This window comes from Mycobacterium sp. IDUB_39 (genome assembly GCF_055419205.1).
On sequence record NZ_JBVAXF010000006.1, the window covers coordinates 381170 to 398080 of the forward strand.

The window sequence follows — 16911 nt, forward strand, 5'->3', positions numbered from 1 at the left end:
CATGCCTGACAGTACGTCCGGCGATTGAATTGAGCCATTGTGCACCAGCTTTCACATGGTGACGGGTCGCCGAAGGCGCGGCGGACCCGTTCGCGCCGGAGCGCGAACCATCAAGTGCCCCAAGTCATTGACACAGAATACTCGGCGGGCCTGTCGGTTCTCGGCGAACGTCCTGTGAATCCTCTGGGGTTGAGAACAGGGTGTTGTGAGGGCGGCGTACACATTTGGTGCGTTCCTCGGTGAGGTCGGACGGCCGTCTCGAGTAGAACCGTTAGTCCCTACCCTCGGGGGTATCTCAGGGGCATTCTTGGCCTATGGCTGAATCAATGGCATCTCGCACAGCGGTGGGTCCGGTAGAGGAGACGCCGGCGCCTACGGATCGGCGCTACTCCGATGACCGATACGAACGTCCAAACCGATTGAACCAGGCATTCGCGTGGGTAGGCATTGTTGGCGGTGTCGTGTTCGTGGTCGCCGTAGTTTTCTTCTCAGGGTTTTTCGTCGGCAGGACGTCAGGTCCTTTCCACGGCGGGTATCACGGTTACGACCGGTACGACCTAATGACCCCCGGTCAATCTTCGGGGCCGGGCGGGATGATGGGGCCGGGCGGTTGGCTGACACCTAGACCTTCGCCAGATACTCCCGCACCCAATATGCCGCGCCCATAGCGGAGCGTTGACGGTGCGGTCGTCGAACGCTGTGTCAGCGCAAGAAAACAGTGTCTACGATGACGAACGCGGCGATGGTGAAGACCAGGTAGGCGAACCAGTGCTGCAGCCGCGCGGTGTTCATGCGTGTGCCCAAGTGGCCGGCGATTAACGAGGCGGTTGTCGCGGTCACGGCGAACGCCGCCGCGACCGTCCAGTTGATGTCCAGACCGGGTAGATGCGAGATGACGCCGGCGGCCGAGTTCGCCACGATGATCAGCAGTGAGGTCCCCACTGCGATCGGCATGGTCACGCCCAACATCAGCACCAGGGCTGGGATGATCAGGAAGCCGCCACCTACGCCGAACAGTCCGGTCAGGAGCCCGACGGCGAGCCCCGCGGGTATCGAGCGCGGGATGCAGCGTCGCCAGTTGATGCCCTCGCTGGACTTGCAGGCCGTGCCGGTGCGTTCACTGCCGCTGAGCATCCGGATGCCAGCGATCACCATCACTGCGGCAAAGCCGAGCAACAGTGCTGACTGAGGAAGGTGTGATCCGATCGCAGCACCGGCGAAGGTCGCGGGAATTCCGGCTGCGGCGAAAATCCCGGCCAGGCGCCATTCCACCTGATGGGCGCGGATCTTGGGTAGCGCCCCAACAGCGGATGCCAAGCCAATCACGATCAGTGACACGGGAATTGCCTGATCCATGTCCAGTCCCACCGCGTACACCAGCGCTGGCACTGCCAGGATTGAACCGCCACCGCCCAGGAGGCCCAGCAGCACTCCGATGACTCCACCGAAAACCAAGGCGAGAGTGATGGTCATCGTCGATAAACCGTGTGATGGCGCGAGGGGGACGGCGGCGCATAGTCGTAGCGCAGAGTCAGGTGGCACGTCATTCGGACGGTACTGCTATTCGCTGTCGGTGGACTTGAGAGAGTCGAGTGCGGCTCGGAGTTTGGTCGCGGCCTCGTCGGCGACCTCGCGAACTCCAGGCTGATCGGAGAGTTGAACCATCACTTGTGGGTCCATCGCGTCGACGATCACGGTGTTGGCATCTGCTGTGGTGTCGGCGTGCACGGCCACGTTGCACGGCAGTAGCAATCCGATTTGGCGGTCGGCGGTGATCGCGCGGTGCGCCAGCGGTGGGTTGCAGGCGCCGAGGATCAGGTAGTCCTCCATGTCCTGGTCCAGCTTGGCTTTGAGTGTGGCCTTCATGTCGATCTCGGTCAGGATACCGAAGCCCTGATCTGCCAGTGCCTTTCGGGTTCTGGCTACCGCGTCCTCGAATGTGGTGTGCAGTGTTGTGGACATTGCGTAGCTCACAGTTTCTCCATCTCTTGTCGATGTTGAGCGGGTCAGGCCAACGCCAGGAACAGTTTCTCCAGCTCGGCCTCGGTCATGGGTTGTTGGCCGTCTGCGGCCTCGCCGGTCAGGCATTCTCGTAGTCCGGTCGCGACGATTTTGAAGCCGGCTTTGTCCAGTGCGCGCGACACCGCAGCGAGCTGTGTCACGACGTCCTTGCAGTCGCGGCCCTGTTCGATCATCGAGATCACTCCGGCGAGTTGCCCCTGTGCTCTGCGAAGTCGATTGAGTACTGCGGCGATTGCGTCCTCGTCACCGACCATGGTGTTGCTCCTCTCTACGGACGTTATAGCCATGGTACCCGCGGGGGTATATCTCCGGCATCATGCCGCGGTCGGGCATGGTCGGCTAGTTCGCGCGCTGGGCAGGACGGTTGGCGCCTATGAGCGCAGACACCACGGACTGCGCGTCACAGTTGGCGCCGCGGTTGTAGGGCAGCTTGGACAGTGCCATGCCCATGGCGCAGGTGTTGGTCAGCGAGGCGAAGGTCAGTCCGCCGCCGATGGCCGCGGCGACCCATTTGAGTTTCGGTGCGGCGATGCTGGCCAGGATGCTGGATAGCACGATCGAGCCGGCGACGAGGCGGACCTGGCGCTCGAGTTCCCAGCGTTGTGCGCCGCGGCTGACCGTGAAGCCGTTGGCCTCCCATGCGGTGATGCCGCCGTCGAGGACATGCACGTTGGCCAGTCCGGCGTTGCGCAGGGTCTCGTCGGCCTGTGCGGCGCGCTGACCCGAGCGGCACACTAGGACGACGTCCTCGTCGAGATGCTTGATGATCTCGTCGCGGTGTTCCCGCAGCAGATCCAGCGGCACGTTATACGCACCGGCGATATGTGCCGTCTCGAACTCGCCAGGGGTTCGCACATCCAGGATCCGGGGTGGCTTTGCCGACTCGAGTCGGGCGCTGAGATTGTGCGAGTCGATGGTGGTTGGTGCGGTCATATGGATGTCCTCCTGGTTGCGCTGCGGGGATGCCTTCCTATACCACCTGGGGTATAGTGACACCCATAGTACATATACCCCTGGGGGTACGTCCAAGCGGGAATGCGAACCATGGGTATCGTGCTTGATATACCCGTAGGGGTATGTGTGCCGTAGTCGTATCGGCACTGCCCTTCCCCGAAACGAGAGGATCCGAAAGATGAAGTTCATCCAGTACTACCTTGACTGTCTGTCGCACGCGTCGTATTTGATCGGTGACGAAAACACTGGGCGTGCAGTTGTTGTCGACCCGCAGCGTGATGTGGCCGAGTATGTCGCTGACGCCAGGGAACTCGGGTTGAGGATCGAGCTGGTCATCGAGACGCACTTTCATGCCGACTTCCTGTCGGGGCATCTGGAGCTGGCCAAGGCCACCGGAGCCAAGATCGTGTACTCCTCGGTGGCTGAGACCGAGTTCGAGTCGATGGGTGTGGCCGACGGTGAGCGCTACTCACTGGGTGAGGTGACGTTGGAGTTCCGCCATACACCCGGGCATACGCCTGAGTCGATGAGCATCGTGGTCTACGAGCATCCCGGGGATGAGGTTCCCTACGGTGTGCTGACCGGTGATGCGTTGTTCATCGGCGACGTTGGCCGGCCCGACCTGTTGGCCTCGATCGGGTTCACTCGTGAGGAGTTGGCTGACAAGCTCTATGACTCGCTGCACAACAAGTTGATGACGCTGCCGGATGCGACGCGGGTGTACCCGGCGCACGGCGCGGGGTCGGCGTGCGGCAAGAACCTGTCGACGGATCTGTGGTCGACGATGGGGGAGCAGAAGCAGACGAACTACGCGCTGCGTGCGCCCGACAAGGCCACGTTCATGGAGTTGGTCACCGAGGGGCAGCCGCCCGCGCCGGGTTACTTCGTCTACGACGCGATCCTCAATCGCAAGGATCGTGAGCTGCTGGACGAGGCCAAGGTGCCGACGGCGATGACCTACGAGCAGGTCATCGAGGCGATCGGTCGAGGTGCTGTGCTGGTGGACGGGCGCTCACCGGAGGAGTTCGCCCTGGGGCATCTGCGTCATGCCATCAACATCGGTCTGGAGGGTCGCTATGCCGAGTTCGCCGGGTCGGTGCTGCCCTCTGATGTCGATGTCGTGCTGTTCACTGAGCCGGGTCAGGAACTGGAGGGCAAGAATCGGCTGGCGCGGATCGGCTTCGACCGGGTGATCGGCTACCTGGACAAGCCGTTCGAGGCGATGCTGGCCCACCAGGACGACGTTCAGGTCGCGTCCCGGCTGACCGCCAAGGCCTTCGACCAGCGTGTTTCGGAGTTGGCGAACGTGCAGATTGTCGACGTGCGCAACCCGGGCGAGGTCGAGGCGGGGACCATCCCGAACGCGATCACCATCCCGGTCGGCCAGTTGCCCAGCCGGCTGAACGAGCTGGACCCCACCGCGCCGACGGTCGTTTACTGCGCCGGCGGTTACCGATCCTCAGTGGCCGCGAGCCTGCTGCGGCAGAGCGGGTTCGCCGACGTCAGCGATATCCTGGGCGGATACGGCGCCTGGCACGACTCCCACCAGAGCGTCTAGGCGCCAACAGAGAATGAGGAAAAGGAATTCATGACCACCGCGAAACATCAGATCCTGATCGTCGGAGGGGGCTCCGCCGGTATCTCGGTCGCGGCCCGTCTGCTGCGCAACGGACAGTCCGACGTCGCCGTGATCGAGCCTTCCGACAAGCACTACTACCAGCCGCTGTGGACCCTGGTCGGGGGCGGGCAGGCGAAGGTGTCGACGACTGAGCGGTCCGAGGCGTCGGTGATGCCCAAGGGAGCGACCTGGATCAGGAACGCCGCGGCCACCGTCGACCCCGACAGCAACACGGTCATCTGCAGTGATGGCGCGACATATGAGTACGACGTGCTCGTGGTCTGCCCCGGTATCCAGCTGGACTGGAATCGCACCGAGGGATTGCAGGACGCGCTCGGCAAGGGTGGGGTGTCGTCGAACTACGAGTACGACCTGGCGCCGCGCACGTGGGAGTTCATCCGCGACTTACGTTCGGGCAGTGCGGTGTTCATGATGCCGTCGGGTCCGATCAAGTGTGCGGGAGCACCGCAGAAGATCGCCTACCTGGCCGCCGACTACTGGCGCCGCCAAGGCGTTCTCAAGGACATCGATGTCCACCTGGTGGTGCCGACACCGCGGCTGTTCGGCATCCCGGCGATCGCCGACAGCCTCGACAAGGTCATCGCCCACTACGGCATCACCGTGCACACCAACTCCGAGGTCACCTCCATCGACGCGGCGGGACGCAAGGTCGGTGTCACCAGCGTCGCCGCCGGCGGGACCGACACCATGCTGGGGTTCGACGTGCTGCACGCCGTGCCACGCCAATCCGCGCCGGACTGGATCAAGTCCGGCCCGCTGTCGACCGGTGACGCCATGGGCTACGTCGACATCGACAAACACACCATGCAACACGTGCGATACCCGAACGTGTTCAGCCTCGGCGACGCCGGATCCTCACCGAACTCCAAGACCGGCGCCGCGATCCGCAAACAGGCCCCCGTCGTGGCCGACAACATCGCCGCGTTCCTCGCGAACCGACCCCTGGGTGCTAGCTACAACGGGTACGGGTCGTGCCCGATCGTCACGTCCTCGCACGCGATGTTGCTCGCCGAGTTCGACTACGACATGAAGGTCACGCCGTCGTTCCCGGTGATCGACGCGACCAAGCCGCACCGTGGCTACTGGTACCTCAAGAAGTACGGGTTGCCGTTCATGTACTGGAACCTGATGCTCAAGGGCCTCGCCTAGTAACTCAGCTGACCGCACGGGACGATTGAACGCTCACTACGAGCCGTCATCCCGTGCGGGCAGTTTAGCGACGGTGAGCAGAACTGCCGAGTCCTCGACGGCCTCGAGTGCATGCCGCGCATCGGGTACCACGATCAGATCGCCCGCCGAGCCCTCCCAGGTGTTGTCGCCCGCGATGAGCCGCACCCGTCCGAGGAGGACATGGACGGTTGCCTCACCCGGATTCGAGTGCTCGTCGAGCCTCTGACCTGCCACCAGCGCGATCACCGTCTGCCGGAGCACGTGTTCGTGGCCGCCGTACACGGTGTGGGCACCGCGCCCACTGCTGGCACGTCCCGCTGCCGCGAGCTGTTCTCGGGCCTTCGCCGTCAATGAGAACTTGTTCACCCGTCCTCCTCGTGTCGCTCGGTGTCTCGTCAATCCTTGGTCCGCTCTCACCGTAATCGGCCACTGCGCGGCGCGTGGCCGATCGGGGGCGTCATCGGCCTTGGCCGAATGGTCACTGCGGGAACATCTGTCGATACCGAGTTCACTTGGCTTCCTCGCTCCAGGCGGACCTGGCGCCCGAGTCGCCTATTCGGTAGACCTGCACCACCGCGGCGACGCTGGTTGCAAGGACTACCACTGCGATGGTGAGTGTGATGAGTGTCGGCAAAGGGCGTTGATGGTGCTCGCGTAGGTGGATGAACACCAGCAAGGCCGAACCGACAATCAGGCCTAGCGCGAAGTAGAGCATGGTGTCCCCGAGCGCAGTGTGGGCGCGCAGGACATCGGTCGGTTGGATACGGTGCTCCAGCCACTCGCCGGCCTCGGTGGTCAGCGGTGTGAGAGCTGCGACGGCAGCCGCCAGAAAGGCGACGAGCCAGATCAGTCGTCGACGCGCCGCGGGCCAGAGGACACAAAGGACTGACAGGGCCGCGGTAAGGGGGACCAGCACGACGATGAAGTGCACTAGTAGCACGTGGGCTGGAAGCCCCTGGACAGTCGACATTGATGCGCTCCTCTGTGGGCTTGCACAGGCTGGATGGACGTGACGGGGGTCAGCTGGTGACCGCACCGACCAGATGGCCGATGGCGTAGGTGGCGGCTAGGGCGAGGCCACCGCCGACGACGTTGCGGAAGATTGCTGCCTTCCACGGCGCGCCACCAAGTTTGGCCGACGTCAGACCCGTGACCGCAAGGGCCGATAGCACCGCCGCCATCGTGACCGGGATACGGCACGCATCGGATGGTAATAGGATCGCGAGCAATGGAAGCAGTGCGCCGATCGTGAACGCCAGGGCCGAGGAAAGCGCCGCCTGCCACGGGTTGGTCAGGTTGTTTGGGTCGATGCCGAGTTCCACCTCTGCATGGGCCTTGATGGCGTCGTGGTCGCTGAGTTCTCGTGCAACTATTTGTGCCGTTTTGGGCGACAAGCCCCTTTCCTCGTACAGGATCGCCAGTTCATCGAGTTCAGCGAGCGGATAGTCGCGCAGCTCGCGGCGTTCCTTGGCCAACAGCGCCTTTTCAGTGTCGCGCTGCGTACTCACAGAGACGAACTCGCCCAACGCCATTGAGATGGCGCCGGCGACGAGGCCTGCAACTCCGGCGGTAAGGACGGGCCCGCTCTCGGTCGTCGCGGCGGCGACACCGACGACGATGCCAGCAATGGAGACGATGCCGTCGTTTGCACCCAACACGCCTGCGCGCAGCCAATTGAGCTTGGCCGACACTGAGCCTTGGTGGGGCTCGCTAGGGTGCGGTTGGGTCGCCGTCATGAGCGTCACGCTAGCCACGCGGAGGGTGCAACGCTAGCAAACATAGCCTAGCCAAAGCGCCTGGGGGGCAGTGGGTTCAGGGCCGATCCCGACCTCCGACGCCGATCAGCGGGTGTGATAGGCGCGAGGGAGCATTGCAGCGCAACTACCGCACTCACTGACGAATGTCTTCGTCCCGACGGACTTAGTTCCCTATGGCGCAATGCGATTCCGTGGTCGGATAGCGGTGCGCAACTGTAGCGGCATGGAGGTGCGAGCAATGAACTCTTCGCGACGGATCGAACCGAGAACCCAACTATTCGCCCGCGTCCTCGGCCCCTACCTGGTGGTCGTGACCGTCATCGCGCTGGTGCGTGCCTCCGACGTGCGAGCAGTACTGTCCGAATTCGGCGCGAGCCCGGTATGGGCCTGGGTTAGCGGTGCATTCGTCCTGCTCTTCGGACTGGTCATCATCGCCCTCCATACGCGCTACGACAGCGCCCCGGCAGTCATGGTGTCGCTCATCGGCTGGTTGACCGTACTCAAGGGCGCGCTTTTGCTGGCTGTACCCAACGACTACGTGTCCGCGGGTAACTCCCTCAAGAACTCGGGCGGATGGTGGGAGGCTGTCATGGTGCTTGCTGCCGTGACGGGCATCTACCTCAGCTACGTGGGTTGGGTGCCGATGGGGCGAAGCGCCAAAACCCCGACCTCGGTGCGATGACCGAATTCACGGGTGTGGCCGACACCGCGTCCGGCCGACCGGGTGACTCGGGCGACTGATGCTCCTTCCGTGGCCGCGCGTCGCGTTCACAGAGACCTCGGTCGCTCCAAGATGAGCAAGGAGCAGTTCGTGCCGTGCAATGCTGCGTTGGCTGCGGGGCCGACGAACTCAGCCAGCCCGTCGCGTCGATGCGATCCGATGACGACGAGCTGAATCGACTCGACGTTCTGAGCGATGTAGCCGAGAGCGCCGCCACTGACAGCGATGGCCTGGATGTCGAGTTCTGGGTGCGACCGCCGCCAACATTCAAGGGAGCGATCAAGATTGGATTTCATCAGCCGTTTTCCTTCGGCTGCCGAACGGGGGTCGTGAATGTCGGTGAACTGCGGTCGCCAACTGGTCAGCACTCGTAGCGGCGCGCCTCTGCGGCGTGCCTCGTCAACGGCCGTTCCAATTACCGAGGTGCATGCGGGGTCACGATCGAATTCGGCGACGATCCATTTGGGATGGGCCGCGTCAGCCGACACGACTCGTCGCACGACCGCCACGGGTTGGTGAGCCCTGGAGACCAATCCCGCGGCGGTGGAGCCGCCGTGGCGGCCGGCGGCCCCGTTGAGGCCTAGGGCGCCGACGCACACCATCGCCGCCGAGTGGGATGCGGCCAGCAACGCGTTGGTCGCCTGACCGTGAGTGATGTCTACCTCGATCTTCACCGGCTGGTTCGTCGATTCGATTGCCAGGATTGCAGAGTGAATCGCGCTGTCGGCAGTGCCGAAGTCCTGCGTGTAAGTCCGACCGCCGCACAGTTGCGTGTCGTGTCCCTCGATCGAGTAGACCAGGCGCAGCGGGATCTCACGGTCGACCGCCTCGGGAATCGCCCACAACGCGGCTTCGATGGAGGCACGGGAGCCGTCTACACCGACGATCACCGCCGGGGAGGGCGGGCTTGATCTCTGCATGTCAGATCTCCGATTGATCAGTGGATCGTCGAGGTAAACGTAAGCCGAGCACGGATCGCGCCGTGAGAGCCGAAGGTCCCTCGCCCACCGCCGGAGGTCCTGCACATCTGCTGTCACCATCGGTGGTGCTGTGGTGTCGAAGCGAGCTACCGGTCCCTATTGCGCGAGCCGGGATGTGCCAGCATCGCGCGGCTGACCTCGAAAGGTGGCATCCCACAGTATTTTTTGGCCAGGTCCGCCATTCTGCGGTGATGAGCAGCGAATCGCTGTGCGGGACCATGGGCCTTTCGTGTAGGACCTTCGGCAGTGTCAGGCCGCTCGGGTCCGCTCTAGATTCAATACATCTACAGGATCTCAGCCAGGAGAGACCATGGATGGCTCTGCGCCCGTCGCCGTTGGCATCGACGGTTCGAAGTCAGCTTTGCGTGCTGCGTTGTGGGCAACCGACGAGGCAACTTCTCGTGACACCGCACTACGGCTCATTCACGTGATTGACACGGAACGGGATGATGACGGTGACGACGCCTTGGTAGCGGGGCAACATGCGCTGCACGCCGCCTGGGAGGCCGTCGCTGCGACAGGCAAACCGGTCAAGCTCGAGTCCGAGATTCTCTACGGGAGTCCTGGTGAAACACTCGTCCATTACTCCAGCCGATGCGCATTGATCTGCCTCGGACACAAGGGCACGCACGACTCGTCACCCGGCGATCGTGGCGCCACCGTCAACGCGGTTGTTCGCGCGGCGCGGTCGTCGGTGGCGATTGTGCGTCGCCACGCCAACCACAGTGATCCCTCATACCGTCGTTGGATCGTGGTTGTCCTCGACGATTCCGCGGAAGCTCACGAGGTATTCCAGGCGGCGTTCGACGAGTCGATCCTGCGTCAGGCCCCCCTGTTGGCGCTCACGGCGTGGTCGGACGACGGCGTCTCGTCTCTGGATGGCTTCCTCGAGCAGAGGAGCGAGGATCGTGCCGACGTCCAACTCTGTTCCCTGCCGATGCCCCACCACTTTCTCAACTTGCTGAGACAGAGCGCCGGCATCGATCAATTGTTGGTGGTTGGACAAGGCAGACGCGATTTGATCGAGGAACTCACCGCCCCTGCGACACGCAAGGTCCTGCGCAAGTCCTGGTGCTCGGTGCTTGTCGTACGAGACCCCACCTGGTCAGCGCACTACCAGGACTGAGCATTGCGCGTGTTGCACTGGGCCGTCCCCGTGCGGCCCGACGAGCCCAGAGAGTTGCGATACCTCGGAGCTGCCGATGACCGCCAGGGGACCGCTCACGGTGGCATCGTTCCTGCCGTGACGGTGGGACAGATCGTCATGATGTTTGGCTAGGAAGTCCGCGAGGCTCGACCAGGTCGGGACCGTCTCAATCTCGATGTCTGGATACCGGTGTGCCCACTCGCGCGTTCGGTTCGTGGTTGCCTCGGGTGTGTTCACACCGAACAGGTTGCATCCCACACCGACGGCGATCAAGGGCGAGTGGCGAAGACGAGCCTCGTGCAACGCGTACTCAACGACCGCATCGTCGCCGACCGACGTGTCCACTGCCACGGCCACCCAGCTGCCCTGGGTGGCGGAGGTGGGCCGAATGACCGCGACGGGACACTGCGAGCCTTCGGCGACGGCCGTGACCGTCGAACCGAGGAGCGCACGGGCGACCGCACCGATGCCCACCGAGGCCACACAGACAAGGGCAGTGTTGGCGGACTCGGCGATCAACGCGGAGGACGCTGGCCCCCACAATATCTCGGTTTCGAGCTTGACCTGCTTACCGTTCGCGACGACGGCCGCAGACGCCATTCGCAGCGCGGATTCCGAGTACTCGACCTCCGGGTTCGGCATCCGCTCCGAGGCACGCGTACGGGCTATGCCCGTCACGCTCACCAGTCGCAGCGGCACGTTGCGGTTCACTGCCTCCTCGAGCGCCCACAACGCGGCGCCGACGGATGCATCCGAACCGTCGACGCCGACGACGATCGGTTTCACGTCATCCTGCGCGATCACGATCTCCTCCTAGGGCTCTCGTCACGGTCTGTGTTGAGACGACGCTATGAGTTCGGACGAACGGCTGATCAGAGCAGTTGGTCCCGGGGCTGGGGGCACAAGGTCCCGGCGTCAACCGTTCGCGACATTCGATGGTCCGGCGGGTGGCGCCGCGGGACAAGGCAGTTTTGAGTGCACAGCGACCGGACGCTTGGGCCGTGCGGTTTAGCGGCAGGTCAGTGAAAAGCTCAATCGCCCAGGATCTTCGGGCAACTGAGGCCGAACGCTGTGCTGTCCGAGGCCCTTCGACTCTAAGAGTGTCAGAGTCAACGATCTATCTTGGTGCATAACCCACCGTTGTAGTGGTTAGGGCATGGAGAGGCGATCATGAGCTGTGACCTCGACTGCATCGACGAACACACTGACACCACGGATCCGCTTGCCACATTGACTGGTGATCGCGACAATGGCTCGTCAGGCGTCGGCGCGACGCAGATGGACCTGGATGAACTGCGCCGAGTCGTCGACACGATCAGCGCCGAGTATCCCTACCATCCGCGGGGTGACATCGAACGACTCGTCGTAGATGCGTACCAGCACCTGGCCGCCAACGCGAAGATCACATCGCATCTGATTCCACTGACACTCAATCGCAGTTTGCGACTGATGCGGTCAATCGGACGCCACCCCAGCGGGTCGCCCACGGCCACGCCATCAGGTACTCACTCGGGGGGATGAGGTTCGTCGTTGCCACATGGCGCATCTGGTGCAGGGCGAACAGGGGCCGGCCGCCACGTCATAGGGCACGGCTGGCTTCCGGGGCTTGCCAATCTGCAGGGATACCATCGGTCCTGGCTTCGTGACGACGCGCTGGCTGGCCTGAGCGTCGCGGCCTATCTAGTGCCGCAGGCGTTGGCCTATGCCTCCCTGGCCGGCCTGACTCCAGCGATCGGTCTATGGGCTGCGCTTCCGCCGCTGGCCGTGTACGCCGTCCTCGGATCCTCCAGGCTGCTGGCGGTCGGCCCGGAGTCCACGGCCGCGCTGATGACGTCGGCCGTCCTGGTGTCAGTGGTTGCCGACCGGGGCTCAGCGGTGTACGCCGTATACGCCGCGACACTGGCCATTCTGGTGGGAGTCGTGTGTTTCGTGGCGGGGCTGATGAAACTGGGATTTCTCGCAGATCTCCTGTCGAAGCCGGTCCTGGTGGGGTACATGACAGGTATTGCGATCGTGATGGTCGTCAGTCAGTTGAACTCCTTGACTGGCGTACCCACGGTGAGCGGTGACGTCGTCGGTCGAGTGAGGGAGTTCGCCGGTGACGTGGCGTGCACGCACTGGCCTACCTTGGCGCTGGGAGCCGTGGTCCTCGCGACGGTCATCACGCTGGAGCGTCGCGCGCCCCGCGTCCCGGGCCCTCTGATCGGCGCGGTGGGTGCCACCGTCGTCGTCGCGGCCTTCGGGCTGTCGAATCATGGAATCAACGTCATTGGGGCCATACCGTCCGGCATTCCGCCTCTCGGAGTGCCGGAGGTGTCTGCCGCGGCGGTCCGAGACCTGATCGTGCCGGCCATGGGGATTGCGATGGTCGCATTCTCCGATGATGTTCTGACGGCACGAGGCTTCGCCGGTCGCACGGAAGGTGACATCGATGCGAATGCTGAGCTGCGGGCGCTCGGCGCGTGCAACGTGATAGTCGGGATGCTCCGCGGATTTCCTGTCAGTTCGAGTGGAAGCCGCACGGCACTTGCGGTGGCTGCAGGAGCCCGTACGCAGGTATATGCACTCGTCACCCTGTTCGCTCTATTGGGCGTGATCGTTGCGGGCAGGAGCGTCGTAGCGTTGATTCCCTCGGCGGCACTTGGTGCCCTCGTCGTATACGCGGCGACGAAACTCATTGACGTTGGCGAATTCCGACGTCTCGCTCGATTCCGTCGGAGCGAACTGCTTCTCGCGGTAACGACTGCGGCGTCGGTCCCCCTATTCGGAGTGCTTTACGGAGTCCTCGCCGCCGTCGTCTTCTCGATCCTGGACCTGCTCCGGCGTATCGCCCGTGCACACGACAGCGTGCAAGGCCTCGTGCCTGGTCTCGCAGGCATGCACGACGTCGACGACTATCCGGATGCGAGCACAATCCCGGGACTCCTGGTGTACCGGTACGACGCCCCGCTGTGTTTCGCGAACGCAGAGGACTTTCGCCGCCGTGCCCTGGCCGCCGTGGACCAGTCACCGACGCCCGTCCTATGGTTCGTGCTCAATGCCGAGGCCAACGTCGAGGTGGACCTGACGGCGATGGACGCATTGGACCGACTCCGACTCGAATGCGAGCGCCGCGGCATAGTCTTCGCCATGGCGAGGGTCAAGCAGGACCTGCGTGATGCGATGGAGGCTGCCGGTATCCTCGATGGCATCGGTCAAGGCCGCATATTCATGACGCTGCCGACTGCTGTCGACGCCTTCAAGCGGTCACGCGACGTCGACGATTCGGCTTCGTGACGTGGCGTCCACGGTGCCCCAGAGGGCCCACTGGCACCTGGTGTGAGGACTTACGGCCCTGTGCCGTTGCGCAACTCGCAAATAGCGTGCATCACATCAATTGGGACGCTTCGCAATTGCTGCGGTGGTAGTGCGTAAGTCGAATGTCCAACGCTCGTAGTGATTGGAGTCTTACCATGTCGTCTGAAGCAACGCGGTACGGGATCCTTGTTGGTGTCGATGGTTCAAAGGAGTCAGACGCCGCCGTGCAATGGGCGGGCGAAGAAGCACGCCTAACTGGTGCGCCGATCACGCTGATGCACGGCGTCCCGCCATCGTTTGCCACCGTACCGAACGTCCCGGTCAAGGCTCTGGTCACTGAGTGGGAGCGCGAGAACGCCAGCGCAGTGATCGAGCGCGCCCGTCAGATACTGAATTCCAGCGTGCCGTCGGAGTTGCTCGATGTGAGAAGCGAAGTTCGCTACTGGGGTGTTCTTCCGACGCTCATCGATGCGTCGAAGGAGGCGCGAATGGTCGTCGTCGGGAGCCGGGGAGCGGGCGCATTCGGTCGAATGATGATGGGCTCGGTTAGTTCTGGTCTGATTCGCCACGGCCACGGCCCTGTCACGGTCGTGCACGCGCCTGATCACGAACTGCCGGTGGACGGCCCCGTCGTTGTAGGCATCGACGGGTCGCCTGCGTCTGAGGCGGCCACGGCACTGGCATTCGAGGAGGCTGATCGCCGCAAGGTCGGTCTCGTTGCCGTTCATGCCTGGCGCGACACCGGGGCGCTGTTGGCGCTCGGAATCGATTGGCCTGGATACGAACAAATCGGAGCCGAAGTACTAGCGGAGCGACTCTCCGGATGGCAGGAACGCTACCCCGGCGTATCCGTTAGGCGTCGGCTGGAGAGCGGAACGCCTGCCCGGTGGCTGTTCGAGGAGTCAAAGCATGCACAGCTGATCGTGGTGGGAAGCCACGGTCGAGGCGGTTTCGCCGGTATGTTGCTCGGGTCAGTCAGTTCTGCGGTTGCACAGTCCGTACGCATCCCGGTAACGGTGGTGCGTCCGCGATGACATTCGATCGGACCGGCTCCGGTATCGAATGACGCACCGAAGCAAACCACCGTCATCTGCGCTGACAAGACCGGCACCCTCACCGAGAACCAGATGAGGGTGCATGAGATCTGGACGCCCGACGAGTCGGTGGAAGCGACGGGGTCCGGATATCCAGTCGACGGTGTGTTGCGGTCGCGAGACGGAAGCCGGATAGATGTGGCGCGCCGCAAGTCCAACACGGGCGGCCCGTACCGCTAGGGAACTCCCCACTCGCGCGGCACCACCATGACCGGTCGCTCGGTGCTGTGCAGTGTTGCCATGGCGACGCTGCCAAGAAGGATCTCGCGAGCCACCGAGTGTCCGCGTGACCCGACGACTATTGCTGCGGCGTTGTGGTCGCGAGCGGCCACGATCAGCGCATCAGCGATCGCGTGCGCGTGGAAGCCACGGCCTCTTGCGACATCGTGCGTCTCCATCCTCCGGTGTCCGGTGCCATCCGGCTCCGGTGGTGGTGTGGCGCCAGTGTCTTCACCGACCGATATCAGCAGCAGGTCCCGGTTTGGGAAGAGGCTCGAGGCCGCAGCGCATGCGCTCTTGGCGCCGGCAGAGCCGTCCCAGCCCACGATCAGAGGTCCCTCTGGGAGTGCTGAATACTCGGCAGCCAACATCGGGTGGGGGACGATGAGCATGGGTCGGGAACCGTAGTGCACCACTATGTCGGACACGCTGCCCAGCAGCGCTTGAGTGCCTCCCAGACCCCGAGACCCAACCACAACGACGTCGGCGTTCACGTCCTCCGCAGCTTGCGAGATCCGCCACCCCTCGCCACCCCAGGTCCGTATGAGTAGTGGCTCGGCGTCCCACCCGGCCGCGTTCGCCAATGTCACTCCCGTCGCGACGAGGCGCTGGGCCTGATGCTCGCCCTCGGCCTCGACCATCGCGACCAAATCGTTGACGTCGCGTGCGCGTGCGCGCAGTCGCCGCCGCACCTTGTCACTGGCGAACGGCGGAACCCACAGATAGGTGATCCACCCATGAGCCCCAGGGAACAGCAACCCGCCTACGTCAATCGCGGCGCCCGCCTCCGGCGAGCCGTCGTAACCCATGACCGCCCGGACTGCCATCATCGTTCTCCTCAGATCTCGGTATCACGAATTCGATACCGCCTCAGCGGTGTTCGGTCTTGCGTGCGACGATCACCGGAACCCGCGCCGAGTGCAGCACGGCCCGAGCCACCGAGCCGAGCAGCATGCCGGAGAATCCGCCCCGACCATGGCTGCCCACCACTACCAGCTGGGCGTTCTGCGCCTGCTCGAGTAGCCGCGGTGCCGGTCGGTCGCTGACCACCAGCTTGCGCACGACGACATCGGGGTAGCGGTTGCTGTATCCGCTGAGACGTTCGGACAGGACCTCCTGCTCCTGCTCTTTGATATTCCGCCATTCGATGGGAGACCAAGTGACGCGGGGAAACTCAAGGGCACCCATGTCTGTCCACGCATGCAGCGCGACCAGGTCCACACCGCGTCGCGATGCTTCATCGAAGGCGATCTCTGTGGCGAGTTCCGAGGTGGGCGAGCCGTCAATGCCGACCACCACCGGTGCCCCAGATTCCTGCTCAGTCGGTGAACCCTCGTCGTGAATGACAGCAACCGGGCAAAGCGCATGATGCGCGAGCCCGGAGCTCACCGATCCGAGTAGCGCACCAGATACCGCACCCTCGCCACGGCAACCCACGACGACCATGTCGGTACTCCTGGACGAGTCGACGAGGCCGGGGAGAATGGCCCCGTGCAATACCTCGGTCGTGATCTGCACCGCCCGACCGGACGCGGTTTCGTTGACAGCGACTCGTTGCGCGTGGTCGAGATGCAGACGTGCCTGCTCTTCCTGGAACCGCACATAGTCTGCCGTCGGAAACCCCGACCAACCCTCAGCGGCAGCCGGCAGAGGATTGACGACATGGACCAGGTTGAGCGGGACGCCGCGCATCTCGGCGTCGCGCGCGGCCCACACGACGGCGGCGTTAGACGACGGTGAACCGTCGACACCCACGACGATGCCACGGTGGGTTTCATGGATCATGGTGCTGAGGCTAGACAGTGGACGTCGCCGTGGCAGGAGCCGTTGGTCCTCAACTGAGGACCCGTTCAGCCCTGTCGGACCCGTCGACGATCCAGTCGAATGAAGTCGAATGGAGCTTCATCGCAG

General features: G+C 63.8%; 18 protein-coding genes. 7 read left to right on the plus strand and 11 right to left on the minus strand.

Annotation, left to right across the window (positions count from 1 at the left end; translation table 11 throughout):
* Positions 1-702: 702 nt before the first annotated feature.
* The 4 genes from ACZY0X_RS23815 to ACZY0X_RS23830 form a co-directional block, all read right to left on the minus strand.
* The gene (locus ACZY0X_RS23815) at positions 703-1473 is read right to left on the minus strand and encodes a sulfite exporter TauE/SafE family protein (RefSeq protein WP_463773918.1); all 771 of its coding nucleotides are present in this window, start codon (positions 1471-1473) and stop codon (positions 703-705) included.
* An 87-nt stretch (positions 1474-1560) separates the two neighbouring features.
* Positions 1561-1974, minus strand: coding sequence for a DUF302 domain-containing protein (locus ACZY0X_RS23820; RefSeq protein ID WP_463773919.1), 414 nt, complete (start codon positions 1972-1974; stop codon positions 1561-1563).
* A gap of 32 nt (positions 1975-2006) precedes the next feature.
* Positions 2007-2276, minus strand: coding sequence for a metal-sensitive transcriptional regulator (locus ACZY0X_RS23825; protein ID WP_011891882.1), 270 nt, complete (start codon positions 2274-2276; stop codon positions 2007-2009).
* 85 nt (positions 2277-2361) lie between these two features.
* Positions 2362-2955 (minus strand): rhodanese-like domain-containing protein, encoded by a 594-nt coding sequence (locus ACZY0X_RS23830; protein ID WP_463773920.1) that lies wholly within the window; start codon positions 2953-2955, stop codon positions 2362-2364.
* Between the two features lie 199 nt (positions 2956-3154).
* Here ACZY0X_RS23830 and ACZY0X_RS23835 point away from each other — a divergent pair, with 199 nt between their 5' ends.
* Together ACZY0X_RS23835 and ACZY0X_RS23840 are read left to right on the plus strand one after the other, a co-directional pair.
* On the plus strand, positions 3155-4534 hold the full coding sequence (locus ACZY0X_RS23835) for an MBL fold metallo-hydrolase (RefSeq protein WP_463773921.1): 1380 nt from the start codon (positions 3155-3157) through the stop codon (positions 4532-4534).
* A gap of 30 nt (positions 4535-4564) precedes the next feature.
* The gene (locus ACZY0X_RS23840) at positions 4565-5764 is read left to right on the plus strand and encodes an NAD(P)/FAD-dependent oxidoreductase (protein WP_463773923.1); all 1200 of its coding nucleotides are present in this window, start codon (positions 4565-4567) and stop codon (positions 5762-5764) included.
* A gap of 36 nt (positions 5765-5800) precedes the next feature.
* Here the strand turns inward: ACZY0X_RS23840 and ACZY0X_RS23845 are convergent, their stop codons facing one another.
* The 3 genes from ACZY0X_RS23845 to ACZY0X_RS23855 all read right to left on the minus strand — a co-directional run bounded on the left by ACZY0X_RS23845 (position 5801) and on the right by ACZY0X_RS23855 (position 7521).
* Positions 5801-6151 carry a cupin domain-containing protein gene (locus ACZY0X_RS23845; RefSeq protein ID WP_463773924.1) on the minus strand — a complete coding sequence of 117 codons (351 nt, stop codon included), beginning with the start codon at positions 6149-6151 and terminating at the stop codon, positions 5801-5803.
* Between the two features lie 142 nt (positions 6152-6293).
* The gene (locus ACZY0X_RS23850) at positions 6294-6755 is read right to left on the minus strand and encodes a DUF2231 domain-containing protein (RefSeq protein ID WP_463773925.1); all 462 of its coding nucleotides are present in this window, start codon (positions 6753-6755) and stop codon (positions 6294-6296) included.
* Between the two features lie 49 nt (positions 6756-6804).
* Complete coding sequence (locus ACZY0X_RS23855; protein ID WP_463773928.1) at positions 6805-7521, minus strand: VIT1/CCC1 transporter family protein; 717 nt, start codon at positions 7519-7521, stop codon at positions 6805-6807.
* 259 nt (positions 7522-7780) lie between these two features.
* Between ACZY0X_RS23855 and ACZY0X_RS23860 the strand changes: the two genes are divergently transcribed.
* Positions 7781-8224 (plus strand): hypothetical protein, encoded by a 444-nt coding sequence (locus ACZY0X_RS23860; RefSeq protein WP_463773929.1) that lies wholly within the window; start codon positions 7781-7783, stop codon positions 8222-8224.
* Positions 8225-8310: 86 nt separating this feature from the next.
* Here the strand turns inward: ACZY0X_RS23860 and ACZY0X_RS23865 are convergent, their stop codons facing one another.
* Complete coding sequence (locus ACZY0X_RS23865; RefSeq protein ID WP_463773930.1) at positions 8311-9183, minus strand: universal stress protein; 873 nt, start codon at positions 9181-9183, stop codon at positions 8311-8313.
* 370 nt (positions 9184-9553) lie between these two features.
* On the opposite strand from ACZY0X_RS23865, the gene ACZY0X_RS23870 reads away from it, so the two are divergent.
* The gene (locus ACZY0X_RS23870) at positions 9554-10369 is read left to right on the plus strand and encodes a universal stress protein (protein WP_463773933.1); all 816 of its coding nucleotides are present in this window, start codon (positions 9554-9556) and stop codon (positions 10367-10369) included.
* Here the strand turns inward: ACZY0X_RS23870 and ACZY0X_RS23875 are convergent.
* A complete protein-coding gene (locus ACZY0X_RS23875) occupies positions 10349-11194 on the minus strand; it encodes a universal stress protein (protein WP_463773934.1) in 846 nt (281 codons plus the stop codon). The genes ACZY0X_RS23870 and ACZY0X_RS23875 overlap by 21 nt on opposite strands.
* Positions 11195-11668: 474 nt before the next feature.
* On the opposite strand from ACZY0X_RS23875, the gene ACZY0X_RS23880 reads away from it, so the two are divergent.
* The 3 genes from ACZY0X_RS23880 (at position 11669) to ACZY0X_RS23890 (ending at position 14721) form a co-directional block, all read left to right on the plus strand.
* Complete coding sequence (locus ACZY0X_RS23880) at positions 11669-11911, plus strand: three-helix bundle dimerization domain-containing protein (RefSeq protein WP_463774110.1); 243 nt, start codon at positions 11669-11671, stop codon at positions 11909-11911.
* Between the two features lie 60 nt (positions 11912-11971).
* The gene (locus ACZY0X_RS23885; RefSeq protein WP_463774111.1) at positions 11972-13666 is read left to right on the plus strand and encodes a SulP family inorganic anion transporter; all 1695 of its coding nucleotides are present in this window, start codon (positions 11972-11974) and stop codon (positions 13664-13666) included.
* 176 nt (positions 13667-13842) lie between these two features.
* Positions 13843-14721, plus strand: coding sequence for a universal stress protein (locus tag ACZY0X_RS23890; protein WP_463774113.1), 879 nt, complete (start codon positions 13843-13845; stop codon positions 14719-14721).
* Positions 14722-14957: 236 nt separating this feature from the next.
* Here ACZY0X_RS23890 and ACZY0X_RS23895 read toward each other — a convergent pair whose 3' ends face one another.
* On the minus strand, positions 14958-15827 hold the full coding sequence (locus tag ACZY0X_RS23895) for a universal stress protein (protein WP_463773935.1): 870 nt from the start codon (positions 15825-15827) through the stop codon (positions 14958-14960).
* A 43-nt stretch (positions 15828-15870) separates the two neighbouring features.
* Positions 15871-16785: a universal stress protein gene (locus ACZY0X_RS23900; RefSeq protein ID WP_463773937.1), complete on the minus strand. Its 915-nt coding sequence runs from the start codon at positions 16783-16785 to the stop codon at positions 15871-15873.
* Positions 16786-16911: the final 126 nt, after the last annotated feature.